This is a genomic window from Micromonospora sp. NPDC005367 (assembly GCF_040606825.1).
GTDB lineage: Bacteria > Actinomycetota > Actinomycetes > Mycobacteriales > Micromonosporaceae > Micromonospora.
Genome location: NZ_JBEXFP010000002.1, coordinates 205,593 through 229,908, shown reverse-complemented (window position 1 = coordinate 229,908; position 24,316 = coordinate 205,593). Strand labels below are relative to the sequence as shown.

The 24,316-nt window shown below is 71.4% G+C and carries 19 protein-coding genes; 7 read left to right on the top strand and 12 right to left on the bottom strand.

Annotation, left to right across the window (positions count from 1 at the left end; translation table 11 throughout):
* The first annotated feature begins 220 nt into the window (after nt 1-220).
* From ABZS42_RS02570 to ABZS42_RS02555, 4 genes are all read left to right on the top strand, one after another.
* On the top strand, nt 221-1,768 hold the full coding sequence (locus ABZS42_RS02570) for an NlpC/P60 family protein (protein WP_355141765.1): 1,548 nt from the start codon (nt 221-223) through the stop codon (nt 1,766-1,768).
* Nucleotides 1,769-1,879: 111 nt separating this feature from the next.
* On the top strand, nt 1,880-3,109 hold the full coding sequence (locus ABZS42_RS02565) for a hypothetical protein (protein WP_355141763.1): 1,230 nt from the start codon (nt 1,880-1,882) through the stop codon (nt 3,107-3,109).
* Between the two features lie 275 nt (nt 3,110-3,384).
* A complete protein-coding gene (locus ABZS42_RS02560) occupies nt 3,385-5,028 on the top strand; it encodes a DEAD/DEAH box helicase (RefSeq protein WP_355141918.1) in 1,644 nt (547 codons plus the stop codon).
* Between the two features lie 167 nt (nt 5,029-5,195).
* On the top strand, nt 5,196-5,825 hold the full coding sequence (locus tag ABZS42_RS02555; protein ID WP_355141761.1) for a putative glycolipid-binding domain-containing protein: 630 nt from the start codon (nt 5,196-5,198) through the stop codon (nt 5,823-5,825).
* A 21-nt stretch (nt 5,826-5,846) separates the two neighbouring features.
* Here the strand turns inward: ABZS42_RS02555 and ABZS42_RS02550 are convergent, their stop codons facing one another.
* Nucleotides 5,847-6,305 carry an Lrp/AsnC family transcriptional regulator gene (locus ABZS42_RS02550; protein ID WP_355141759.1) on the bottom strand — a complete coding sequence of 153 codons (459 nt, stop codon included), beginning with the start codon at nt 6,303-6,305 and terminating at the stop codon, nt 5,847-5,849.
* A 268-nt stretch (nt 6,306-6,573) separates the two neighbouring features.
* Between ABZS42_RS02550 and ABZS42_RS02545 the strand changes: the two genes are divergently transcribed.
* Nucleotides 6,574-6,840, top strand: coding sequence for a BldC family transcriptional regulator (locus tag ABZS42_RS02545; protein WP_355141757.1), 267 nt, complete (start codon nt 6,574-6,576; stop codon nt 6,838-6,840).
* 78 nt (nt 6,841-6,918) lie between these two features.
* On the opposite strand, the gene ABZS42_RS02540 is transcribed toward ABZS42_RS02545, so the two are convergent.
* The 9 genes from ABZS42_RS02540 to hemL all read right to left on the bottom strand — a co-directional run bounded on the left by ABZS42_RS02540 (nt 6,919) and on the right by hemL (nt 16,233).
* Nucleotides 6,919-7,548 carry a UbiX family flavin prenyltransferase gene (locus tag ABZS42_RS02540; protein ID WP_355141755.1) on the bottom strand — a complete coding sequence of 210 codons (630 nt, stop codon included), beginning with the start codon at nt 7,546-7,548 and terminating at the stop codon, nt 6,919-6,921.
* 19 nt (nt 7,549-7,567) lie between these two features.
* Complete coding sequence (gene mqnP / locus ABZS42_RS02535; RefSeq protein ID WP_355141753.1) at nt 7,568-8,479, bottom strand: menaquinone biosynthesis prenyltransferase MqnP; 912 nt, start codon at nt 8,477-8,479, stop codon at nt 7,568-7,570.
* Nucleotides 8,479-9,939 carry a menaquinone biosynthesis decarboxylase gene (locus ABZS42_RS02530; protein ID WP_355141751.1) on the bottom strand — a complete coding sequence of 487 codons (1,461 nt, stop codon included), beginning with the start codon at nt 9,937-9,939 and terminating at the stop codon, nt 8,479-8,481. The genes mqnP and ABZS42_RS02530 overlap by 1 nt, the downstream gene beginning before the upstream one ends.
* Nucleotides 9,940-10,163: 224 nt before the next feature.
* Nucleotides 10,164-11,156, bottom strand: coding sequence for a c-type cytochrome biogenesis protein CcsB (gene ccsB, locus ABZS42_RS02525; RefSeq protein WP_355141749.1), 993 nt, complete (start codon nt 11,154-11,156; stop codon nt 10,164-10,166).
* The gene (locus tag ABZS42_RS02520) at nt 11,156-12,820 is read right to left on the bottom strand and encodes a cytochrome c biogenesis protein ResB (protein ID WP_355141747.1); all 1,665 of its coding nucleotides are present in this window, start codon (nt 12,818-12,820) and stop codon (nt 11,156-11,158) included. Before ABZS42_RS02520 ends, ccsB begins: the two co-directional genes overlap by 1 nt.
* On the bottom strand, nt 12,820-13,665 hold the full coding sequence (locus ABZS42_RS02515; RefSeq protein WP_355141745.1) for a cytochrome c biogenesis protein CcdA: 846 nt from the start codon (nt 13,663-13,665) through the stop codon (nt 12,820-12,822). The genes ABZS42_RS02520 and ABZS42_RS02515 overlap by 1 nt, the downstream gene beginning before the upstream one ends.
* Nucleotides 13,665-14,240, bottom strand: a complete 576-nt coding sequence (locus ABZS42_RS02510; RefSeq protein WP_355141916.1) for a TlpA disulfide reductase family protein — start codon at nt 14,238-14,240, stop codon at nt 13,665-13,667. Before ABZS42_RS02510 ends, ABZS42_RS02515 begins: the two co-directional genes overlap by 1 nt.
* Nucleotides 14,241-14,242: 2 nt before the next feature.
* Nucleotides 14,243-14,890 carry a histidine phosphatase family protein gene (locus ABZS42_RS02505; RefSeq protein WP_355141743.1) on the bottom strand — a complete coding sequence of 216 codons (648 nt, stop codon included), beginning with the start codon at nt 14,888-14,890 and terminating at the stop codon, nt 14,243-14,245.
* Between the two features lie 5 nt (nt 14,891-14,895).
* The gene (gene hemL / locus ABZS42_RS02500) at nt 14,896-16,233 is read right to left on the bottom strand and encodes a glutamate-1-semialdehyde 2,1-aminomutase (protein ID WP_355141741.1); all 1,338 of its coding nucleotides are present in this window, start codon (nt 16,231-16,233) and stop codon (nt 14,896-14,898) included.
* A 140-nt stretch (nt 16,234-16,373) separates the two neighbouring features.
* Here hemL and ABZS42_RS02495 point away from each other — a divergent pair, with 140 nt between their 5' ends.
* Entirely contained in the window at nt 16,374-16,709 is a 336-nt protein-coding gene (locus ABZS42_RS02495) for an STAS domain-containing protein (RefSeq protein WP_120673764.1), read from the top strand.
* A 206-nt stretch (nt 16,710-16,915) separates the two neighbouring features.
* Here ABZS42_RS02495 and ABZS42_RS02490 read toward each other — a convergent pair whose 3' ends face one another.
* Together ABZS42_RS02490 and ABZS42_RS02485 are read right to left on the bottom strand one after the other, a co-directional pair.
* A complete protein-coding gene (locus tag ABZS42_RS02490) occupies nt 16,916-17,470 on the bottom strand; it encodes a response regulator (protein WP_355141738.1) in 555 nt (184 codons plus the stop codon).
* Nucleotides 17,467-21,831 (bottom strand): HAMP domain-containing protein, encoded by a 4,365-nt coding sequence (locus ABZS42_RS02485; RefSeq protein WP_355141736.1) that lies wholly within the window; start codon nt 21,829-21,831, stop codon nt 17,467-17,469. Before ABZS42_RS02485 ends, ABZS42_RS02490 begins: the two co-directional genes overlap by 4 nt.
* Before the next feature lie 181 nt (nt 21,832-22,012).
* Here ABZS42_RS02485 and ABZS42_RS02480 point away from each other — a divergent pair, with 181 nt between their 5' ends.
* Nucleotides 22,013-24,097, top strand: coding sequence for a SpoIIE family protein phosphatase (locus ABZS42_RS02480; protein ID WP_355141734.1), 2,085 nt, complete (start codon nt 22,013-22,015; stop codon nt 24,095-24,097).
* Nucleotides 24,098-24,316 lie beyond the last annotated feature (219 nt).

Below are 24,316 nucleotides of genomic sequence, written 5' to 3'. Positions count from 1 at the left end.
CGTAACCCGACCACACATCGACAAGGCTGCGCCGACTGAGGTAAGACAGGGTGGGGAGGGACACACTGAACCCTTTTTCACCCGCTTTGCGGTCCGTTGTGGCCGCGGGCGCGGGTCGGAACACGACGATCCGCGGTGCGGGTTGAAAAGGGTTCACTGGTAGCGTCCCCACGGCCGCGTCCACCCCGGCGCGGTGACTGCTCGGCGGATGGGGAGCGGGATGGTCGGCAGCGAGCACGGGCGACGACGGCGACGGCGGAGCCCGGTGATCTCGCCGGTGTTGCGACCACGACTCTGGGCCGCTCTACTCGGCGCGATAGCCGCCGCGGTGATGGCCGCCCCGGTGTACGCCGCCCCTGCGCCACCCCCCGCCGTTCCGGACTCGGGGGCCCGACCCACCATCACAGGGTCGCTTCAACTGCCCGGCGGCGCCCCCGTCACGACGAACCCGACCACGGGCGCGCCGGGCGGCACCCTCGGCACCGGGCCGCTGGCCAGCCAGATCTACGCCGCCGAGACCCAGGTCGGTCTGCTCGGCGACACACTGCTGGAGCTGCGGCAGAAACGCACCGACGCGGAAACCCAGTTCGCCAACGCCGACCGGGAGCTGAAGCTCGCCCGCGACACGCTGGCCCAGGCCCAGCAGCAGGCCGACCTGGCGGCCGCCGACGCGTTCAAGGCCGCCGCGGCGCTGCCGTCCGCCGAGTTCGCCGAGGAGATCGACGGGCTCAGCCGGCTCCAGCGGATCATTCGCGGTGAGAAGGTCGAGGGCTCCACCACCGCCGCGACCGGCGAGCTGGCCCGCGCCCAGGCCGCCGAGCAGACCGCCTACCAGAACTACACGACGACCGAGGCGCAACTGCGCGCGGTCCGGGCCGAGTTCACCACCAACGAGACGGCTCTGCACACCGCGGAGGCGAAGCTCCTCAAGCTGCGCGAGGACAACGCCGAGCAACTCGTCACGCTCGAACGCCAGCAGGAGGCCGCCGAGCAGCAGCTCGGCGCCGGGTACGTGCAGGGCCAGAGCGCCAACGGGATGGCCGCTCACCCGCGCGCGCTGGCCGCCGTTCACTACGCGCTCGCCCAGCTCGGCGACCCCTACCTCTGGGCCGCGGAGGGGCCGGACCGGTTCGACTGCTCGGGTCTGATGTGGGCGGCCTACCGGTCGAAGGGCGCCGACTACTTCGACCTGCCCCGGGTCTCCCGCGACCAGTACTACGCGACCCGGAGCCGTACCGTGTCGCGCACCGCGCTGCTCCCCGGCGACCTGCTCTTCTTCGCCTCGGGCAGCAGCTGGACGACGATCCACCACGTCGGCATGTACATCGGCAACGGCAAGATGGTGCACGCGCCCACCACCGGCGACGTCGTCAAGATCTCCACCGTCACCTGGTCCCGGCTCTACGCCGCGACCCGCGTGATCGGCGCCGTTCCGGCTCCCACGACGACCCCGAAGCCGTCGACCACCCCGAAGCCGTCGACGACCCCGAAGCCGTCGACCACCCCGAAGCCGTCGACCACCCCGAAGCCCACCGGGTCGCCCTCCGGTTCTCCCAGTGGATCGCCCTCCGGTTCGCCCACGACGAGCCCGACGCCCTCCACCTCGCCGAGCCCGAGCGAGACACCGGATTCCACGCCGTCCACCAGCCCGACGCCGAGTTCCCCTGCCTCGGAATCTCCGTCCAACTCTCCCTCGGCCAGCCGCAGCGCCGAGGCGAGCAGCAGCCCGTCCGCGAGCGGTTCGGCGAGCCCGAGCCGCGACGGCTGAGCCGCAAGCACCGACTCCGGGTGTGCCACCCGGGGAGAATGTGGCACCGTGACACCCAGACACCCGGTTCCGGCCGGGTGCGGGGGTGCAGGCGTGGGCGGAGGGGCGACGATGGCCGAGCAGAAGGATCCGGCGGAGGCGGCGGAATCCGCGGCGACGCCGACGGCACCTCCGGTCGAGCGGCCGGAACCGGAAGCCTCGGCGGAGCCGGCGGCATCGGCTGTCGAGCAGCCGGAACCGGAAGCCTCGGCGGCCCCGGTTCGGGCCCGGGCCAGCGTCACCGCCACCGCGTCGAGCCCGGCCGAAGTGCCGAAGGACGGTCCGAATCCGGGCACGACCTACCGGGCGACCGGCTCCGCCGCACCGACGGCGAGCCCGCACGGTTCGGCAGCGAGCCTGCCGAGCCAACGTGACAGCTCGGGCGGGCCGGCCCGGGCCAGCGCCACGGTCCCGGGTACGACCAGGGTCACCGCCGACGACGCGACACCAGCCGCCCGGGCCACCGCGCCCAGTCCGGCGACGACCGACGGGGCGGCCGCAGCCACCCGGGCCAGCGCCACCGTGCCGACAACCAGCCGGGTGACGGCGCCGCAGGCGCAGGCTGCCAACGAGGCGCGGGCCGGCGCACCGGCGGTCTACCGGTCAGGACCGGTCAACCCCGAGCCCCCCGAGCCGGCACAGCCGCCCGAGCCGGTGCAGCCGCCGAAGCCCCCCACCCCGGAACCGGAGCCGGCACCCGCACCCACTCCTCCGGCACCCGGGCCGATCCCACCGTCGCCGAGGCCGACCCCGCCGACCCCGGGTCCGTACCCGCCCGGGCCGGTACCGCCCATGCCAGGACCGCCGGCACCGCCGCCGGGACCACCGGTTCCGCCGCCACCGCCGCCGCCCGGCCCCACCCCGGCACCGCCGTTCCCGCCGCCTCCCGCCACGTCATGGTCCCCGGCGGCGTCCGCCGGACCGGCCTCGACGCCGGCCGATGGCCGTCGTACCCGCAGCGCTCCGCTGAGCGGCGGTACGTCGGGCAGGCCCCGCACCGGACGGTACGACGGCGGGCCGGACCTGGCCGGCACCGTCTACGGCGGCGACTCCGTCGACGGGCCGGGCTTCACCACCATCGCGCTACCGAACAACGCGGTGGAGAACTCCGGCTCGCTGACCGGGCACATCCTGGCTCAGGGCTGGGCGGACACGCCGACACGGACGGAGCGTTCGCGTACCACCCGGGGGGTGATCGTGCTCGCCACCTCCCTCGGTCTGCTCGTGTTGATCAGCGTGCTGCTCGTACTGGTCGCCGGAGACGCCGTCGACGGGTTCATCGACAACATGCTCAACAGCTGATCAACCTGCGGCGCGGCAGGGCGATCCGACGGTGAGTCCGCCCACTGCGGTTCCACGTGGGTGGCGACTCGCGGTGGTCGCCGTACACTTGTTGTGATCATTCACCTGGCGCGCACCGTGCGCGCCCATGGGCGGTCTTGCGGGCGATTCGCGCGGCGTCGAGCCGCGGCGGGCCATCGCGAAGATGCGCCCCGCTCGAAAGGCACTTCTTGACCACCTTTGCTGACCCCAGCACGTTCCCGTCCGCGTTCGATGCCGTACCGGCCGACCAGCCCATCCAGGAGGACTCCGCGGAGCAGGCCGGCACGCAGGTCGCCGAGGCCCCCCGGGACTTCGCCGCCCTGGGGCTGCCCCAGCCGCTGGTCCGCGCGCTCGCCCGGCAGGACATCACCACCCCGTTCGAGATCCAGAGCGCCACCCTCCCGGACGCCCTCTCCGGCCGGGACGTGCTCGGCCGTGGGCAGACCGGCTCCGGCAAGACGCTCGCGTTCGGCCTGCCGCTGCTCGCCCGCGTCGCGGCCGGTGACCGGGCGCGACCGCTGCGCCCGCGCGCCCTCGTCCTGGTTCCGACCCGGGAACTGGCCATGCAGGTCAACGACGCCCTCCTGCCACTGGGCAAGGCGGTCGGCGTGTTCCTCAAGACCGCCGTCGGCGGTGTGCCGTACGACCGGCAGATCGACGCGCTGCGCCGCGGCGTGGAGATCATCGTCGCCACGCCGGGACGACTCGGCGACCTGATCCAGCGCGGCGTCTGCCAGCTCGACGACGTCGAGATCACCGTGCTCGACGAGGCCGACCAGATGGCCGACATGGGCTTCCTGCCCGAGGTCACCGAGCTGCTCGCGAAGACTCCGGCGGACGCACAGCGGCTGCTCTTCTCAGCCACCCTCGACGGCGACGTGGACACGCTGGTCAAGCGGTTCATGACCGATCCGGTCACCCACTCGACCGCGCCGCCGACCGCCGCGGTGAGCACCATGGACCACCACGTGCTGCTCATCCCGCCGCAGGAGAAGTTCCCGGTGGTGGCGTCGATCGCCGCCCGCCAGGGGCGGACCATGGTCTTCGCCCGCACCCAGCTCGGCGTGGACCGGCTGGTCGGTCAGCTCGCCGCGGTGGGCGTACGGGCGGGCGGTCTGCACGGCGGCAAGACCCAGCGAATGCGTACCCGCACCCTGGCGGAGTTCCGTGAGGGCCGGATGAACGTGCTGGTCGCCACCGACGTGGCGGCGCGCGGCATCCACGTCGACGGCGTCACCCTGGTGCTGCACGTCGACCCTCCGAAGGACCCGAAGGACTACCTGCACCGGGCCGGCCGGACCGCGCGAGCGGGTGAGTCCGGTGCGGTCGCCACGCTCGTGCTGCCGAAGCAACGCCGGACCACCCTCGCGATGATGGAGAAGGCCGGGGTCGCGCCGTCGGAGACCCGGGTCCGGGCCGGCGATCCCGCCCTCGCCGAGCTGACCGGCGCCCGGGAGCCGAGCGGCGTCCCGGTTCGTGAGGAGCCGGAGGAGCCGCGCCGTCAGGGCGCCCGCTCCGGTGGTCAGCGTCGCTTCGGTGACCGCCCGGAGCGCCGCTTCGGCGAGCGCGGTGGCGAGCGGCGGTACGGCGACCGGCCGCGCGGCGAGCGCGTCTCCGCCGGGCGGGACGACCGTTCCGGGTACCGGACGTCGGACCGTCCCCGCGACGAGCGCCGGTACGGCGGCGAGCGTGACGAGCGGCGCCACGGCGACCGGCCCCAGGGCGAACGCACGTACGGCGACCGCCCGCAGGCCGACCGTGGCTACGGCGAGCGCCGGTACGCCGACCGTGCCGGCGACGTCCGGGGTGGCTTCCGGACGGACGGCCGGGGTCGTGACGACCGGCCGCGCGACGAGCGCCGTGGCTACGGTGACCGGGCGCCGGCCCGTACCCACTGATCCCGCGTCGAACTGGACCGGCTGTCGCCCCCGGCTGAAGTGGGCCGGCTGTCGAGGAAGGTCCACCTACGGCATCGACGTGCCGCAGCGCCGTCGCGGAGTTCGCGCTCCGCGACGGCGTTCGCGCATGTGCTGCCGGCAACCGTCCGGTCGCGTAACGTCGGCTCATGCCGAGCATGCCGAAGTCGCTCTTCTGGACCCGGACGGACACGGCCGGCGCCGAGCACGTCCTCTTCGACGACGCGCAGGGTTTGGCGGCCTGCGGCACGATGCTCGCCGTCGACCCGGTCCAGTGGACCGGCCGCTACCAGGTCAGCACCGACCCGGACTGGGCGACCACCCGCGTCGAGGTCGAGGTGGAGGGCACGGGCTGGCTGCGCAGCGTACGGCTGGAACGGGCGGCCGGCCGATGGCGAGTGACCACCGCCGAGCAGGGTGACCTGGACGCGACGCTGGCCGCGGCCGGGTACCCGCCGGCCGGGCTGCCCGGCACCGACGACCCGGACCGGCTGGCCGACGCGCTCGACGTCGACCTCGGCGGCTCCCCGCTGTTCAACGCGCTGCCGGTGCACCGGCTCGGGCTACGCGGCGCGCCGGCCGACCGGTCGCACCGGATCACCGTGGCCTGGGTGCTGATGCCGAGCCTGGTGGTGGTGGCCGCCGAGCAGGTCTACACGTCGCTCGGGCCGGGCCGGGCGCGGTTCACCAGTGACACCTACACCGCCGACATCGACCTCGACGGCGAGGGGTACGTGCTGCGCTACCCGGGGCTCGCCGAGCGGATCGACCCGCGCTGAGCCGGCGGGCCGCCGACGCGATCAGGAGGCGGGCGGGCTGACCGGCCGTGGGCGGTTCTCCCACTTGGTGGAGAGCGCGATGCCGGTCCGGGTGGAGGCGACCCCGGGTGTCCGGTTCAGCCGTACGATCAGCTGCTCCAGCTCGGCGATGGTGCCGACCCGAGCCTTGAGCAGGAACGACTCGACCCCGGCCATGAAGTAGCAGGATTCGATCTCGGGCATGTTCCGGAACGCGGCGAGGACGTCGTCGGTGCCGGCGGCGGAGTCCTCCACGATGCCGATGAGCGCGGTCACCCCGAGCCCGACGGCCTCCGGTTCGACGTCGGCCCGGTAGCCCCGCAGCACGCCGCTGTTCTCCAACTTGCCGACACGCTCGTGAACGGCCGGCGCGGAGAGGCCTACCTGACGCGCGAGCTCGGCGTACGAGAGGCGGGCGTTGGTGCGCAACAGGTCCACGAGGGTGAGGTCGATGGCGTCCACGAATGGTGACCCTAGCCCGTCGGGCGTAACGCGAGGACTTCGGCATCCGTTGCACATGACAGCAGGCAACAGTTCGCGTACCGACCGTCAGAGGAGCGCATCGCCGGTACCATTGACTAACTTCCCACTCAGTGCGTTTTTCGCGTTTGGCGGACAGGCCAGGTCGCTGGTGCTGTAATTGCCATACGTCCCTCATGACGGCTCTGGGCTCGCACCGGCCGGGGGCAGTGTGTTCAGCCGGGGGCTTCGTCGACGCGAGGAGGGGGCTGTGGACACTGGAGATCGCCTGCTGACACCGGGTGAAGTCGCCGCGCTGTTTCGGGTTGACCCGAAAACTGTGACGAGATGGGCAGCGGCGGGCCGGATCGGCAGCATCCGGACTCCAGGCGGGCATCGCCGGTTTCGGGAATCCGAGGTGCGGGCCCTGCTGGAGGGGGAGGGCATGCTGGAGGAGACCGACGAGGCGGGTCGGCCACGAAACACCGGTCCGGCGGCTTCGACCGGTCCCGGTCCGGCCAATGCCGGCATGTATTGAGTTTGGTGCGAGGTAACAGCGTGGGCCGGGCCACGGTGCCCGGTTCGCGTACCGCCTGCGGCCCGGTGATCGGCGATGTCAGTCCCGGGCCGCGCCGAGCTCACCTGACCAACGACGGAACAGCGTGTGTGACACGCCCAGCGCGTCCAGCACCTTCCCTGCCACGAAGTCGATGAGCTGCTGGGCCGAGGCGGACGCCCCGGCACCGTAGAAGCCGGGGCTGGCGGGCAGCACCACCGCACCGGCGTCGTGCAACGCGATCAGGTGCTCGAGGTGGCTTCGGGTAACCGGGGTTTCCCGGGGCACCACCACCACCGGCCGGCGCTCCTTGAGGTTGACCTCCGCCGCCCGTTGCAGCAGATCCTTGGAGAGGCCGATCGCGATGCCCGCGCAGGCCGCGGTGCTCGCCGGCACCACCGCCATCCCACGCACGCGGTACGAGCCACTGCTCGGCCCGGCGGCGAGGTCACCCGCGGGCCAGTACCGCACATCCGCGTCGCCCAGGTCCCGGTCGAGCCAGCCGGCGAGGTCGTCGGCCCAGTGCGCGTCGCGGAACGGGCGGCCGGTCTCGTCGAGCAGCGTGAGCCGGGCCGCCCGCGAGACGATCAGGTCGACCGGCTCTCCCGCGTCGAGCAGCCCCCGCAGGACGGCCGCCGCGTACGGGGTACCGGACGCCCCGGAGACACCGACCACCCATGGCTCACGCATGCCGTCCCGCCTCACCCGGTCAGGCCCGCAGGCCGAGCCGGACCACCAGGTCGAGCAGGGCGAGCACGAACAACGCGATGCCGACGAAACCGTTCGCGGTGAAGAACGCCCGATTGACCTTGCTGAGGTCGGTCGGACTGACCACCAGGTGCTGGTACGCGAAGGCGGCCGCGGTCAGCACCAGGCCGATCCACCAGAGCCAGCCGAAGCCGACCAGCGCGCCGAACCAAAGGAAGAGAGCGAACGTCACCACGTGCGCGATGGTGGAGGCGTGCAGCGCGAAGCGGGCGCCGTACCTGGCGGGGACGCTGTGCACCCCGATCTGCCGGTCGATCTCGATGTCCTGGCAGGCGTAGATCAGGTCGAAGCCGCCGATCCAGAGGCCGACCGCCGCACCGAGCAGCCAGGCCGGTCCGGAGCCGTCGAACGTGCCGGTGACAGCCAGCCACGCACCGACCGGCCCGACCGCCTGGGCGATCCCCAGGATCGCGTGCGGCCAGTTGGTGAACCGCTTGCCGTACGGGTAGACGACCAGCGGCACCACGGCGAGCGGGGCGAGCGCCAGGCAGAGCGGGTTGAGCAGCGCGGCGGCGGCCAGGAAGACCACGATCGCGACCAGCGCGCCCGTCCAGGCCGTCCGTACGCTCACCGCCCCGGTGACCAGTTCCCGCTTGGCCGTACGCGGGTTCCGCGCGTCGATCCGCCGGTCGAGGATCCGGTTGGCGGCCATCGCGAACGTCCGCGCCCCGACCATCGCGATCGTGATCAGCAGCAGGTCGAGCCAGCGCACGTGACCACCGTTGACCTGCATCGCGGTGAGCGCGGAGAGGTACCCGAAGGGCAGCGCGAAGACCGAGTGCTCGATGGTGACCAGCCGGAGGAAGGACTTGACCCTGCCCGGACGTTCCACCGGCGCGTCGAGGACCGCCATCAGATCTCGTACTCCTTCCAACGCTTGTCGACCAGGGAGACCACCTCGGGAGACATCCGCATCTCCTCCGGCCAGCCCCGGGTGTAGCCCTCCTCGGGCAGCTTGCGGGTCGCGTCGACGCCCACCTTGCCACCCCAGAACTGCTGGTACGACGAGTGGTCGAGGTGGTCCACCGGCCCCTCGGTGAGCAGCAGGTCGCGGGCGTAGTCGACGTTGCCGAACGCGCGGAACGCCACCTCGTTGTAGTCGTGCACGTCGCAGTCCTCGTCGACGATCACGATCAGCTTGGTCAGCGACATCAGGTGCGCGCCCCAGATCGCGTTCATCACCTTCTGCGCGTGCTTCGGGTAGCGCTTGCGGATCGACACGATCGCGCAGTTGTGGAAGACGCCGGCGGCCGGCAGGTCGTAGTCGACTATGTCCGGGATCAGCATCTTGAGCAGCGGCTGGAAGATCCGTTCGGTGGCCTTGCCGAGGCCGTGGTCCTCCTGCGGCGGCTTCGACGTGATGATCGAGTGGTAGACCGGGTCACGCTGCATGGTCATCGTCTCGACGTGCAGCACCGGGAACGGCTCGACCGGGGTGTAGAAACCGGTGTGGTCGCCGAACGGGCCCTCCGGCAGCCGCTCGCCCGGCTCCAGGTAGCCCTCCAGCACCACCTGCGCGTTCGCCGGCACCTGCAACGGCACGGTGAGGCAGTCCACCATCTCCACCCGCTCGCCCCGCAGGAACCCGGCGAACAGGTATTCGTCGATGTCACTGGGCAGCGGCGCGGAGGCCGCGTACGACACCACCGGGTCGCAGCCGATCGCCACCGCGACCGGCAGGCGCTGGCCGAGGCGCTCCGCGACGGCGTGGTGCGCGGTGGAGTCCTTGTGGATCTGCCAGTGCATGCCGAGGGTGTTGCGGCCGTGCTGCTGGAGCCGGTAGAGGCCGAGGTTGCGCTTGCCGGTCTCCGGGTGCTTCGTGTGGGTCAGCCCGAAGTTGTGGAAGATCCCGCCGTCGCCGGGCCAGACCTGGAGGCCGGGAAGCCGGTTCAGGTCGACGTCGTCCCCGCGGTACACCACCTGCTGGCACGGCGCGGTCTTCACCTTGCGCGGCGGCAGCGACTTGAGCTGCATCACCTTGCCGAGCCCCTCGCGGATGCCCGACCAGCCGACCGGCAGCTCCGGCTTGATCAACTCACCGATCCGCGCCCCGACCTCGTCGAGCGACTCGACGCCCAGCGCCATCGCCATCCGCTTCTCGGTGCCGAAGAGGTTGATCGCCACCGGCATCTCACCGCGGGTCGGGCGCTCGAAGAGCAGCGCCGGGCCGCCAGCGCGTACCGTCCGGGTGACGATCTCGCTGATCTCCAGGGTCGGGTCGACCGGGACACTCACCCGCCGCAGTTCGCCCGCGCGCTCCAGCGCCGCGAGGAAGTCCTTGAGATCGGTGTACGGGAAGCCACGAGCCGCCATGCCCGCCAGTCTCCCGCACCGGCACCCCGACCATCCCCACCGGGTCGGTGATGTCGCCGACACGCATGATCGACTCGACCTCCGTGAAGTCGCGGTATCCAGCCGCGTCCGACACCGCGACTTCAATGAGGTCGAGTGGATCAATCCCGTGCGGCCCCGCCAGCCCCGCGCAGAACCCGATCAGCGTCGCGCGAGCCGATCAAGTCGGCCGTGCGAGCCTCGGGTCAGCTGAGGCCGCCGTACGAGTGCAGGCCGGTGAAGAAGATGTTCACGCCGAACAGGTTCATCAGCATGGTGAAGAAGCCGAGCACGGCGATCCAGGTCGCCACGTTCCGCTTCACGCTCGGGGTGGCCCGGGCGTGCAGGTAGCCCGCGTACACCACCCAGGAGATGAACGCCCAGGTCTCCTTCGGGTCCCAGCCCCACGGGCGGCCCCAGGCCGCCTCGGCCCAGATCGCGCCGGCGATCACCGCGAACGTGAAGATCGGGAACGCGAAGGCGTGCAGCACGAAGGTCAGCCGCTCCAGCGCGGCCGCCGCCGGCAGCCGCTTCGCCAGGGTGTACGGGAAGCTGCGCTTGCCCGCCTCGTACCCCCGGCGCATCAGGAACGACACCGCCGGCACCACGCCGAGCAGGAAGATGCCGGAGCTGAAGACGATGGTCGAGACGTGGATGACGAACCAGTAGGAGTTCAGGGCCGGGACCAGCGGCACCACCGGCACGTAGAGCACCAGCTCGGCGGTGGCCACCAGCAGCACCATCACCAGCGTGAGGAACAGGCCGAGCTTGCGCAGCGACGGTCGCTTGGCGAGCACCACGAGCCAGGCGGACACACCGATGAAGGTGACCGTGAGCACGAACTCGTACATGTTGCCCCACGGCATCCGGTCTGCGGCGACACCGCGGGTGACCAGGGCGGCGAGGTGCAGCGCGGCGGCGACCACGGTGGCCGCGACGGCGATCCGGCCGGCCAGCCGGGCCCGGCCCGCGGAGCGGCCGTCGGTGACCGACACCGGCGGCACCGGGTCGGTCGGGACGGTGACCGTGCCGCCGGGAGCGCCGACGCCGGCCCCCACGAGTTCCCGGGCGGGGCGCGCGGCGGCGACCCGGACCCGGGCTCGGGCGTTGCCGAGGGCGAATTCGATGGCATGGCTGATCATCGCGACCAGGTACGCCAGGATCGCGAACGTCACCAGTTGGTCGGAGAGTGCGGACATCAGTTGGTCCCTTCCCGCATCCCGGCCCGGTCGCCACCGTCGCGATCCGTGCCGACCCGCTCGTCCGGCCGCCCGTCACCGCTCAGTGCGGCGACGAGCTGCGCGAACTCGTCTGCGAACCCTGGATAGTCGGTGCGCGGCAACCCACCGGCCTCGACCAAACTACTACCGCCCGTCGGAGTTTCGCCTGTCGGGTCCGCCGATTCACCGGACGTCACCCGGAAGAAGACCCGACGCCGGCGACCGAAGAGCGACCCCATCAGCCCGGCGAGCAGGAAGCCGCAGCTCACCAGCAGGATGCCGGATCCGGGGTCGTGCCGTACGGAGAGCGTGATGTAGCGCCGGGTGCCGAGGAACTCGACAGTGCTCCCGTCGTCGAGCTTCCAGCTCTCGCCCTGCTTGAGCAGCTTGTCGCCGACCTGCTTCACCTTGCCGGTACGGATCTGCCGCTGGTCCAGTTCGTAGACCGAGCCGGAGATGCCGGCGTCCATGCCGAGGTTGCCCCGGTACGCGACCAGGTTGAGCATCGGGTTGCGCTCCGTCGGGTACTCCGATCGCACGAACGGCGGGGAGTCCGGCGCGGTCGGCAGGTAGAGGCCGGTGAAGGCCATCTGGAGGTTCGAGTCCCGCTTCCCGGTCTTCGGGTCGATGTTCGCGTCGGGGAAGGCGGCCAGGCCCTCGCTGGTCAGGCCCATGTCACCGGTCGTGAGGAACGGCTCGATGCTGGTCTGGCTGCGCCCGTAGCGGTCGGTGTAGCGGATGATCGGGGCGTATCCGTGGCCGAGCAGGTGCACGTTCGCGCCGTCGAGCCGCAGCGGCGAGTTGACCGAGAAGTTGGCCTCCCGGCTCGCCGCACCGGGTTCGTCCACGGTCACCGTGGCGTTGAAGGACGACGGCTGCCCGGACTCCAGGAAGCGGGCGTCGAACCGGTCCAGGGTCAGGCAGAAGCCGGGCAGCTTGCCGGTGTCCACGCGCGGCCCGAGCTTCGTCTCGGCGTACTGCTGGGCCGTGTTGCAGAACGACTTGTCCTCGCCGGCGACCAGCAGCCGGTTACCGCTCCAGCCGTACCAGTGGCCGAGCGCCACGCCGGCCAGGACGACCATCAGCGAGATGTGGAAGATCAGGTTACCGGTCTCCTTGAGGTAGCCCTTCTCGGCGGAGACCTCGTTGCCACGTACCGTCACCCGCCAGCGGCGGCGGCGCAGCACCTCGGCGATCGCCGGCACGCCACCGACCGGGAGAACCAGCGTCGAATGCTGCGGCAGCCGGTCGAGTCGCTTCGGCGCGGCCGGGGGCTTGGACCGCAGCGCCCGGATGTGGTCGCGCATCCGCGGGGTGAGACAGCCGATCAGCGAGGTGAAGAGCAGCAGGTAGATCGCGGAGAACCAGACCGAGCCGAAGACCTCGAAGCCGCCGATCCTGTCCAGCTGCGGGGCCAGGTCGGGGTGCTCGGTGAAGTACTCGTTGACCTTCTCCGGGCTGATGTTGCGCTGCGGGAGCACCGACCCCGGGATCGCCGCGACCGCGAGCAGGAAGAGCAGTACGAGAGCCGTACGCATGCTGGTGAGCTGCCGCCACGAGTTGCGCAGCAGGGCCAGCAGGCGGTTCGGGCGGCGACGCGGCGCCTCGGCCGGGGTGGCGGGCCGCTCCTCCACGACGGTCATCAGATGCTCACCTCACCCACACCGACGGTGGTCTGCAACCAGATCACGATGTTCGTCCATCCACCGGTGACCAGCGCGAGGCCGATCACGATCAGCAGCACCCCGCCGACCCGGGTGACCCAGCGGCTGTTGCGGCGGATGGCGCGGAAGACCCCCAGCAGGCGCTGGAAGCCCAGCCCGAAGACGACGAACGGTATCCCCAGCCCCAGGCAGTACGCCACGGCCAGCACCACGGCCCGGTCGATCTGCCCGCTGACCGTGGCCATCCCGGTGACGGCGGCGAGTGTCGGGCCGACGCACGGCACCCAGCTGAGCGCGAAGACCGCGCCGAAGACCGGCGCCCCGAGCAGGCCGGCGGCCGGCAGCCGGTGGATCCGCAACTCGCGCTGCATGCCGGGGACGACGCCGACGAAGGCCAGCCCCAGCAGGATGATCAGCGCGCCGATGACGATCTCCAGCGTCCGCTCGTACGCGAAGAAGACCTTGCCCACGCTGGCGAAGAGCACTGCGGTGGCGGTGAACACGACGGTGAAGCCGGCGATGAAGAGCAGCGTCCCGGCGAGTACCCGGCCCTTGACCGCGGCCACCGCGCTCCGGGTCGTACGCGGGCGTACCGCGACGACAACCCCGCCGCCGGAGTCGCCACCGCCCGCGCCTCCCGGCGTCGCCTGCCGTGCCCGCCCTTCGAGGTCGGCGCCGGCCAGGCCGGTGACGTACGAGAGGTAGCCGGGGACCAGCGGGAGCACGCACGGGGAGAGGAAGCTGACGAGACCGGCGAGAGCGGCCGCCCCGATGGCGAGCAGCAGCGGCCCGGACAGGGCGATCTGCCGGAACGTCTCGCCCATCAGTTCGGACCGCTGCTGGTCTGTTCGGCGGCGATCCGCTCGACGATCGGCTTCAAGCCCTCCTGCTTGACCCCGGCCCGGATCACCGTGGCGATCCGGCCCTCACGGTCGAGCACCACCGTCGCCGGAATGGTGTTCGGCGGGATGTCCAGGGCGAGTGCCATCCGGCTGGCCGGGTCGAAGAGGCTCTGGTAGGTGATGCCGAAGCTCTGCTCGAACGCCAGCGCCTTGTCCTTGTTGTCCTGGACGTTGATGCCCAGGAAGGTCACCCCGGCGGCCTTGGTCGCCTGATAGGTGGCCTCCAGGTCGTCGGCCTCGGCCCGGCACGGCGAGCACCACGAACCCCAGAAGTTGAGTACGACCACCTGGCCGCGGGCCTGGGCGACGTCGTAGTTGCCGCCGGTGAGCAGTTCCCCGGCGACCTTCGGCGGCGCCGACCGCTCGTCGGGCGCGCACTCGATGACACCGTCCGGGGTGGTGCCGCAGGACTTCTCCTGGCTCTGCGACGTGCAACCCGCCAACGCCACCGCGGCGACGGTGGCGAGCAGGCCGGCGGTCCACCTCCGGACGCGCATCATCAAGCCCCCTTGGCCGTCCGGGCGGTCGGCGACATGGCGACCAGGTGCGCGGCGGGCTCGGTGTAGCCGATACCGGCCACCTTCGCCCCGTCGAAGTGGAACGAGGTGAGGCTGGCCAGGGAGCACTGCCGCCGGCGCGGGTCGTGCCAGAGCCGCTTGCGCTCGACATACCGGCGCAGCGTCCAGATCGGCAGCTGGTGCGAGACCAGCACGGCCTCCCGCCCCTCGGCGGCGATCCGGGCGGCGTGCAGCGCCGCGAACATGCGCTCCGCGATCGCCTGGTACGCCTCACCCCACGACGGGGTGATCGGGTCGCGCAGCACCCACCAGTTGCGGGGGTCGCGGAACGAGCCGTCGCCCGGGGAGACCCGCTTGCCCTCGAACCAGTTGGCGCTCTCGATCAGCCGCTCGTCCACGCCGACCGGCAGCCCGAACTGGGCGGCGATGGGTTCGGCGGTCTGCTGCGCGCGTTCCAGCGGGCTGGCGACCACGTGCACCACGTCCCGGTCGGCGAGCCCCTGCGCGGCGGCCTTGGCCATCTGCACACCGAGCTCGGACAGGCGGAAACCGGGCAGCCGCCCGTAGAGGATCTTGTCGGGGTTGTGCACCTCGCCGTGCCGGAGCACGTGAACGACCGTACTGCTCACCGCGCCTACCCTCCGTGACCCGCCGCTGCCGCTGCCCGCGCCGCCGTCGGCAGCGCCGCGGCGATCTGTTCCAGGGCGGCGTCATCCAGCGCCGCCGAGACGAACCAGGACTCGAACGCGCTGGGCGGCAGGTACACGCCGGCGGCGAGCATGGCGTGGAAGAACGCCTTGAACGCCGGCACCTGCTGGGTCCGCGCGCTGTCGTAGTCGACCACGTCGGCGTCGGTGAAAAAGATCGAGAACATGCTGCCCGCGTACGACAGCCGGTGCGGGACACCCGCGGCGGCCAGGGCGTCGGACGCCAGCTTGCCCACGACGGCGGCCGTGTCGTCCAGCTTGCGGTAGAGCGCGTCGTCGGCCAGGCACAGGGTGGCCAGGCCGGCGGCGCAGGCCAGCGGGTTACCGGAGAGCGTGCCGGCCTGGTAGACCGGACCGGCCGGGGCGAGCCGGGCCATGATCTCCGCGCGGCCGCCGAAGGCCGCGGCGGGCAGGCCGCCGCCCATGACCTTGCCGTACGTCCAGAGGTCCGCGTCGGTGGGGTCGAGGCCGTGCCATCCGGAGCGGGAGACCCGGAACCCGGTCATCACCTCGTCGACGATGAGCAACGCGCCGTGCGCGTGCGCGATCCGGGCCAGCTCCTGGTTGAAGCCGTCGCGCGGGGCGACCACACCCATGTTGCCGGCGGCGGCCTCGGTGATGATCGCCGCGATGTGCTGGCCCTCGGCGGCGAAGGCCTCCTCCACCGCCCGCAGGTCGTTGTACGGCAGCACGATGGTCTCGCTCGCCGCGGCGCCGGTGACACCGGGCGAGTCGGGCAGACCGAGGGTTGCCACGCCCGAGCCGGCGGCGGCGAGCAGCGCATCCACGTGGCCGTGGTAGCAGCCGGCGAATTTCACGATCTTGGAGCGGCCGGTGAAACCCCGGGCCAGCCGGATCGCCGACATGGTGGCCTCGGTGCCGGAGTTGACCAGCCGCACCTGCTCGACCGGTGTCCGGTCGACGATCTCGGCGGCCAGTTCGACCTCAGCCGGTGTGGGGGTGCCGAAGCTGGTGCCCCGGGCGGCGGCTGCCTGCACGGCAGCGACCACCTCCGGGTGGGCATGACCGAGGATCAGCGGGCCCCAGGAGCAGACCAGGTCGACGTAGCGCCGGTCGTCGGCGTCGTAGAGCCACGGGCCCTCCCCTCGAACCATGAAGCGTGGGGTGCCACCGACCGCGCGGAAGGCGCGCACGGGGGAGTTCACCCCGCCCGGCACGATGGCTAGGGCGCGGTCGAAAAGGGCCTCGGAAGCCGGCGCGTCGGCCGGGTAGCGGCCGGATCCGGCGGACAGGGTATCGGTCACGATGCCGCCATTGTGTCAGCGCCGGCAGGAGAACTGGCAGGCACCCCGGCCTGGGGTTACCGGGCTCACCCCCGGCGGAGGATCGCGCGGTGGCGGCTCCTCGGCGGGCCGGGTCGATCAGATCGGGTTAGGCTGGCCCGGTGGATCGTGCCGAACTGTCCATCACGCTACACCGGGCGGGTGACGAGGCTGTGCTGCGTCTCGCCGGGGAGATCGACATGCTCACGGCCGCCCAGCTCTCGACCGTCGTGAACGAGGTGCTCACCGAGCCGCCCGCCCGGATCGTGCTCGACCTCGCCGGGGTGACCTTCTGCGACTCGCAGGGTCTGGGCACGCTGGTGGTGCTCAGCCGCAAGGCGAGTCACGCCCAGAGCCTCCTGATCCTCACCCACGTGGGCGATTTCCTGCTCCGCGTCCTGGACATCACCGGCCTCCGCTCGGCCCTGATGATCCGCAACGACCAACCCGCCAGCTGACCCCAGGCCTAACCCCGCGCTCCCCCGCCGGCTCCGCGCCTCCCGCGCCGGGCTCCCCGCCCTCGTGCTCTCCTGCGCCGGTGATCAAGAGGTTTGCGGGATGCGCTGTCCGGTTTATCCCCCCAAAGCTCTTGATCACCGAGGCGGCGACGCGGCGGCGCCGGGGGCATCGGGGTGGGGGTGGGGGGTTAGGTGGGGGTGGGGGGTTAGGTGGGGGTGCCCCAGCGGGCTTGTTCCAGGAGTTCCACGGCGTGGTCACGGGCGTCCGGGTCGTCGGTGCGGAGCAGGGCGGTCGCCTCGTCGACCGCGTCGGTCAGCACCCGCCACTGCGCGTCCCGCTCCCGCACCAGGTCGGACTGCGCGGCGAGCTGACGGGTCTTGACCCACAACTCCACGAAGACCGAGACCTTGGCCCGCAGCACCCAGGGGTCGAACGGCTTGGTCAGGTAGTCGACCGCGCCGACCTGGTAGCCACGCAGCGCCAACTGGGCGTCCCGGTCCGCGGCGGTGAGGAAGATGATCGGTACGTGCCGGGTCCGCTCGCGCCGCTTGATGTGGCCGGCCGTCTCGAAGCCGTCCATGTCCGGCATCTGGGCGTCCAGCAGGATCACGGCGAAGTCGTCCACCAGCAGCTGCTTGAGCGCCGCCTCACCGCTCTCCACGGCCACCGCCTGGACCGGCAGGCCCTGGAGGATCGCCTCCAGGGCCATCAGGTTCTCCCGGCGATCGTCCACGAGCAGCGCCTTGGCCATCTGGGTCACGAGTTCTCCTCCGTCCGGCTGCCGCTGATCCAGGACGACATGAGCTCGATCAGCTCGTCCAGGTCGACCGGCTTGGTGATGTAGTCGCTGCCCCCGGCAGCCAGGGCCGACTCCCGATCGCCCGGCATCGCCTTCGCGGTCAGGAAGACGATGGGCAGGTCCGCGAACCGGTGGTTACGGCGGATCTGGCGGGTCGTCTCGTAGCCGTCCTGGTCGGGCATCATGGCGTCCATCAGCACGATGTCCACCTCCGGGTGCTCGGCGAGCAGGCGGACGCCGTCCGCCCCGTTGTCCGAGTACAACACGGTCATACCGTGCAGTTCCAATGCGCTGGTCAGGGCGAAGACGTTCCGGACGTCGTCGTCGATGATCAACACGGTCGCCCCGTCGAGCTGCCGGCTGGTCGGGACGGCCGCCGGCTCGGGCACCTCCAGCGGCGGCATGAGCAGCGACGACGGTAGGCCGGCCCGGGTCGGCGACGGCGGCAGCGGAGCCACCACCGCGTCCGGCGCCAGTACGTCCGGGACGAAGAGCGTGAACGTCGAGCCCTGCCCCGGCGCCGACGCGACCGTGATGGTGCCGCCGAGCAGGCGGGCCAGGTCACGGCTGATCGACAGGCCCAGCCCTGTGCCGCCGTACCGGCGGCTGGTCGTGCCGTCCGCCTGCTGGAACGCTTCGAAGATGATCGACAGCTTGTCGTCGGAGATGCCGATGCCGGTGTCGATCACGGTGAACGCGATCACCTGCTGCGCGTTGGTCAACGTCGGTACGTCGAAGACCGCGCTCTCGGCCGCCGGGGCGATCCGCAGGGTCACCGCGCCGTTGTCGGTGAACTTCACCGCGTTCGAGAGCAGGTTGCGGAGGATCTGCTGCAACCGCTGCGCGTCGGTGACGACCGAGCCCGGCAGGTCCTTGCTGATGCGTACCTGGAAGTCCAGGCCCTTGTCCTCCGCCTGCGGGGCGAACGCCTGCTCGACGTAGCCCCGGATGTCGGCGAACCGGACCTCGGTCGGCTCCACGTCCATCCGGCCCGCCTCGATCTTGGACAGGTCCAGGATGTCGTCGATCAGCGAGAGCAGGTCGGAACCCGCGCCGTGGATGGTCCGGGCGAACTCGATCTGCTTCGGGGTCAGGTTCTGCTCCGAGTTCTCTGCCAGCAGCCGGGCCAGCAGCAGCAGCGAGTTCAACGGCGTACGCAGCTCGTGGCTCATGTTCGCCAGGAACTCCGACTTGTACGCCGACGCGCGGGTGAGCTGCTGGGCCTTCTCCTCCAGGCCCAACCGGGCAAGTTCGATCTCCCGGTTCTTGACCTCGATGTTGCCCTTCTGCTCGGAGAGCAGCGTGGCCTTCTCCTCCAGCTCCGCGTTGGTCCGCTGAAGCTCGGCCGACTGCTCCTGGAGTTCGTGCGCGAGCCGCTGCGACTGGGCCAGCAGCTCCTCCGTACGGCGGTTGGCCTGGATGGTGTTGACCGCGATGCCGATGGTGAGCACCAGCCGCTCGAGGAACGACAGGTGCAGCTCGGAGAAGGAGACCACGCTGGCGAACTCGATCACGCCGAGCAGCTCGCCCTCGAACAGCACGGGGAGCACCACCAGGTCGGCCGGCGGCGTGCTGGCCAGCCCGGAGCGGAGCGTCAGCGCGCCTTCCGGAGCGGCGCTGACCCGGATGGTCCGGCGGCTGAGCGCCGCCTGGCCGACCAGCCCCTCACCCGGCCCGAACGTCACGTCGTGCCCGCGGGCCACGTACCCGTAGGAAGCGGTGAGCCGCAGCCGCATGCTGCCGTCGGAGTTGTCCACCAGGAAGAACGCGCCGAGTTGCGCGTCCACCAGCGGGGTCACCTCCATCATGATCATGCGGCAGACCTCGCCGAGGTCGCGCTGGCCCTGGAGCAGGCCACTGATCCGGGCGAGGTTGGAGTCCAGCCAGCCCTGCTCGGCGTTCTTCTTCGTCGTCTCCCGAAGGGTGACGATCATCTGGTTGATGTTGTCCTTGAGCTCGGCGACCTCGCCCTGTGCCTGAACGTTGATCCGCTGGGTCAGGTCACCCCGGGTGACGGAGGTGGAGACCTCGGCGATCGCCCGCAGCTGGGTGGTGAGCGTGGAGGCGAGCTGGTTGACGTTCTCGGTGAGGTCCCGCCAGGTGCCGGAGACCCCCTTCACCTGCGCCTGACCACCGAGCTTGCCCTCGATGCCGACCTCCCGGCCGACCCGGGTCAACTCGTCGGCGAACGACGACAGCTGATCCACCATCGTGTTGATCGTGTTCTTCAGCTCCAGGATCTCGCCCTGCGCGTCGACGGTGATCTTCTGGCGGAGGTCGCCGGTGGCGACCGCCGTGGTGACCGAGGCGATGTTCCGCACCTGACTGGTCAGGTTCGACGCCATCGAGTTCACGTTGCCGGTGAGGTCCCGCCAGGTACCCGAAACGCCCTTCACCTGCGCCTGACCACCGAGCTTGCCCTCGGTACCCACCTCACGCGCGACCCGGGTCACCTCGTCCGCGAACGACGACAGCTGATCCACCATCGTGTTCACCGTCGACTTCAGTTCCAGGATCTCGCCCTGCGCGTCGACCGTGATCTTCTGCGACAGGTCACCCTTCGCCACCGCCGTCGAGACCTGGGCGATGTTCCGCACCTGCGCCGTCAGGTTCGACGCCATCGAGTTCACGTTGTCGGTGAGGTCGCGCCAGGTGCCCGCCACGCCGCGCACCTGGGCCTGACCGCCGAGTTTGCCCTCAGTACCCACCTCACGGGCCACCCGGGTCACCTCGTCCGCGAACGACGACAGCTGATCCACCATCGTGTTCACCGTCGACTTCAGTTCCAGGATCTCGCCCCGGGCGTCCACGGTGATCTTCTGCGACAGGTCACCCTTCGCCACGGCGGTGGTGACCGAGGCGATGTTCCGCACCTGACTGGTCAGGTTCGACGCCATCGAGTTCACGTTGCCGGTGAGGTCCCGCCAGGTACCCGACACACCCGTCACCTGCGCCTGACCACCGAGCTTGCCCTCGGTACCCACCTCACGCGCGACCCGGGTCACCTCGTCCGCGAACGACGACAGCTGATCCACCATCGTGTTCACGGTGTTCTTCAGCTCCAGGATCTCGCCCCGGGCGTCCACGGTGATCTTCTGCGACAGGTCACCCTTCGCCACCGCCGTCGAGACCTGCGAGATGTTCCGCACCTGAGCCGTCAGATTGCCGGCGAGCTGGTTCACGTTCTCGGTGAGGTCCCGCCACGTGCCGGAGACGCCGCGCACCTGGGCCTGACCGCCGAGCTTTCCCTCGATGCCCACCTCACGGGCCACCCGGGTTACCTCGTCCGCGAACGACGACAGCTGATCCACCATCGTGTTCACGGTGTTCTTCAGCTCCAGGATCTCGCCCTGCGCCGCCACCGTGATCTTCTGCGACAGGTCACCCTTCGCCACCGCCGTCGAGACCTGGGCGATGTTCCGCACCTGAGCCGTCAGGTTCGACGCCATCGAGTTGACGCTGTCGGTCAGGTCCTTCCAGGTGCCGGCGACGTTCGGCACCTCCGCCTGGCCGCCGAGCTTGCCCTCGGTGCCCACCTCGCGGGCCACCCGGGTCACCTGCTCGGCGAAGAGCCGCAGCGTGTCCGTGAGCGAGTTCATCGTGTCGGCCAGCTCGGCGACCTCGCCCCGCGCCCCGACCGTGATCTTCTGCGACAGGTCGCCCTTCGCCACCGCCCGCGCCACCTGGGAGATCGACCGAACCTGGCCGGTCAGGTTCGACGCCATGGTGTTCACCGAGTCGGTGAGGTCCTTCCAGGTGCCCGCGACGCCCCGAACGTCGGCCTGGCCACCCAGCTTGCCCTCGGTGCCCACCTCACGGGCCACCCGGGTCACCTCGTCCGCAAACGACGACAGCTGATCCACCATCGTGTTCACCGTGCGCCCGATGCGCAGGTACTCACCGCGCAGTGGCCGCCCGTCGATCTCCAGCGCCATGTGCTGGGAGAGATCGCCGTCGGCGACCGCGACGATCACCCGGGCGATCTCGGTGGTCGGCCGGCCGAGGTCGTCGATGAGGGAGTTGACCGCCCGGTTGCCCTCGGCCCACGAGCCGTCCAGCCCCTCCTCGTCCAGGCGCTCGGTGAGCCGGCCGTCCCGGCCGACGACCCGACTGATCCGCCGCAGGTCGAGATACTGCCGTTCCTGGAGCGAGGCCACCTCGTTGAAGGCGTCCACGACCTCCCCGACCTGCCCGGCACGTCGGGGCAACCGCACCTTCAGATCACCGCGGCGAACCCGCCGCAGCGCCTCGGTCAGTTCATCGAGGAGCGCCTCGTGGTCGGGCGCGGAGGAGTCCGCCACCGACTGCTTCACCGTGGTCATTCTTCCTCGTCTCAGCTCGGGGGCCACCGGCTCGTGCCAAGATGCCGGCCATCCCATATTGTGCCCGCGGACGCGCCGTTGCCAGGGCGCGTGAACGCTCGCCACGCCCCGGCACCGAGGCGGACGCGCCCGATCCGGGAGCGGGTTGGCAGTCACCGGCGTGGCGGTGGAGGATACGAGAGTGTCGGCGGAGACGAGGCCCGCAACGGCTGGGGGCCCGGACGGGCACCTCCGGCGCGTTCGCCTGCCCGCCGACCGGCGTACGCCCGCGGCCGCCCGCGCCCTCGTCCGCTCCGTGCTGGCGGAGGCACACCTGGACGAACTGCTCAACGAGGCCCTGCTGCTCACCACCGAGCTCACGACGAACGCGGTGGAACATGCCGGCACGGACCTGGACATCGAGGTCAACGCCGACGAGGTCGGGCTGACCGTCACCGTCTCGGATTTCGCGTCCGGCCCGGTCGAGGAACTCATCGTCGGCGTACGCAACGAGGCCAACGAGATCACCGAGGTGGCCGAGCGGGGCCGCGGGCTACTGCTCGTCGATCACTTCTCCAGCCGGTGGGGCACCACCTACCTGCCCACCGGCAAGGGCGTCTGGTTCCGGCTCGACCGGTCGGGCAGCGCCGACGCCCGGCCGGACGCCACGGCCACCGCCTCCGGCACGCTCGGCAACGCCCGCAGCGGCGACGCGACGCCGACAGCCAACTCCGCCCCGAGCGCCGCTGCGGTGAGCGAGCTGATGAAGATCAGCCCCGACACGTACGCGGACGACCCGCTGCCGGACTTCGCCACCAGCCTGCTGGCCCGGGTCGCCGAGATGGTCGGCGCGGCGGGCGGGCTGATCCAGTTGGACCGCGGCGACGGGACGGGCCCCCAGGTGCTGGCCCGCTACGGCCGGCAGCCCCGGGTCGGCAACGAACTGCTCCACGTGCCGTTGACCGTGCACCGCCCGTACGCCGGTGAGCTGGAACTGGACGCCGCACCGTCGGCGTACGCCGAACCGCTGGCCGTACTCGCGGCCGAGCGGCTCTCGCTGCACCTGGAGAACGACCGGCTGCGCCGGGCCGACGTGCGGCGGCAGGCCTGGCTGACGTTCCTCGCCGAGGCGAGCGAACTGCTCGCCCAGTCGCTCGACGTCGAGTTGACCATGGCGCTCATTCCGCAACTGGTGGTGCCCCGGCTCGGCCAGTGGTGCGCGGTGCACACGACCGACGAGTGGGGGCGGCTGCGGCTCGCAGCGGCCACCCACGCCGACGAGTCGGTCCTGGCCCAACTGCACAAGGTGCTCGCCGAGACCGGGCCGGACTCGGTCCAGGCCCGACTGCGTGAGGCGTCGCGCAGCGCCGCACAGGTGCCACTCGGCGGGCCGATGGAAGGCTTCGCCGTACCGCTGATCGCCCGGGGCCAGCGGCTCGGGACGTTGGCCGTCGGCCGGCACCAGCGGCACCGGCACGACCCGGACGAGGTTGCGGTACTCGAGGACGTCGCCCGCCGGGCCGCGTTGGCGATCGAGAACGCCCGGATCCACGCCGAACGCCGTCGGGTGGCGCAGACGTTGCAACAGTCGCTGCTGCCGCCCGTGCTGCCGGTGGTCGAGGGCATCGGGTTCGCCGCCGAGTACGTCCCGACCGGGGGCGACGCCGACGTCGGCGGCGACTTCTACGACGTGGTGCCGCTGCCCGACGGGCGGTGGCTGGTGGTGATCGGGGACGTCTCCGGCAAGGGCGTGCAGGCCGCGGCGGTCACCGGGCTGGTCCGCGACGTCATCCGGGTGCTGGTCGGCGACGGCAAGCCGCTGCCCGAGGTGCTCACCCGTCTCAACGAGACGCTGGTCGAGCGGGGCGGCGGCCGGTACTGCACGCTGGCGCTGGCGGCGGTCGGCCCGGTCGACGGCGACCGGCTGGACGTCTCCCTGCACCTGGCGGGCCACGACCGGCCGGTGCTGCTGCGCGGTGGGGGCGGAGGCACCTTCGTCGGCGCCGGCGGCACGGCCCTCGGCCTGCTCGACCGGATCAGCACACCCACCGCCGAGGTGCCGCTGGGGCCGGGCGACGCGCTGGTCTTCTACACCGACGGGGTCACCGAGCGGCGGCGCGGGCGGGAACTCTTCGGCACCGAACGGCTTCGCGAGGCCGCCATGCCGCTGGCCGGCTACTCGGCCGACGTGGTCGCCGCCCGGCTGCGGGCCACCGCACTGGGTTTCTCGGTCGAGGCGCCCCGCGACGACATCGCAATCCTGGTCCTGCGCAACGAAGCGGCCTGACCGGAACGGCCCCCCGCCTCGCTTGATCGACTCGCCTTCCGTGAAGTCGGGGCATCCACCTGCCGCCAACACCCCGACTTCGATGACCTCGAGTGGATCAAACCAATCCCCGCCTCGACCCCGACCGGCCCCTGGCCTGAGGGCGGATCCGGCCCGCCCGTCGCCCTAGCCCGAGGGCGGCCCCGCCCTCGGCCGGGCCGTCGCCTGGCCCGAGGCGGA

Bases quoted from the DNA above. Each gene is read 5' to 3' on its own strand.
- ABZS42_RS02570 (WP_355141765.1), top strand. From the start codon at position 221: ATGGTCGGCAGCGAGCACGGGCGACGACGGCGACGGCGGAGCCCGGTG.
- ABZS42_RS02555 (WP_355141761.1), top strand. From the start codon at position 5,196: ATGCCGAGCATGCCGAAGTCGCTCTTCTGGACCCGGACGGACACGGCC.
- mqnP (WP_355141753.1), bottom strand. From the start codon at position 8,479: ATGGCGGTCCTCGACGCGCCGGTGGAACGTCCGGGCAGGGTCAAGTCC.
- ABZS42_RS02520 (WP_355141747.1), bottom strand. From the start codon at position 12,820: ATGACCGTCGTGGAGGAGCGGCCCGCCACCCCGGCCGAGGCGCCGCGT.
- ABZS42_RS02515 (WP_355141745.1), bottom strand. From the start codon at position 13,665: ATGGGCGAGACGTTCCGGCAGATCGCCCTGTCCGGGCCGCTGCTGCTC.
- ABZS42_RS02485 (WP_355141736.1), bottom strand. From the start codon at position 21,831: ATGACCACGGTGAAGCAGTCGGTGGCGGACTCCTCCGCGCCCGACCAC.
- ABZS42_RS02530 (WP_355141751.1), bottom strand. From the start codon at position 9,939: ATGGCGGCTCGTGGCTTCCCGTACACCGATCTCAAGGACTTCCTCGCG.
- ABZS42_RS02540 (WP_355141755.1), bottom strand. From the start codon at position 7,548: ATGCGTGAGCCATGGGTGGTCGGTGTCTCCGGGGCGTCCGGTACCCCG.
- ccsB (WP_355141749.1), bottom strand. From the start codon at position 11,156: ATGTCCGCACTCTCCGACCAACTGGTGACGTTCGCGATCCTGGCGTAC.
- ABZS42_RS02510 (WP_355141916.1), bottom strand. From the start codon at position 14,240: ATGCGCGTCCGGAGGTGGACCGCCGGCCTGCTCGCCACCGTCGCCGCG.
- ABZS42_RS02565 (WP_355141763.1), top strand. From the start codon at position 1,880: ATGGCCGAGCAGAAGGATCCGGCGGAGGCGGCGGAATCCGCGGCGACG.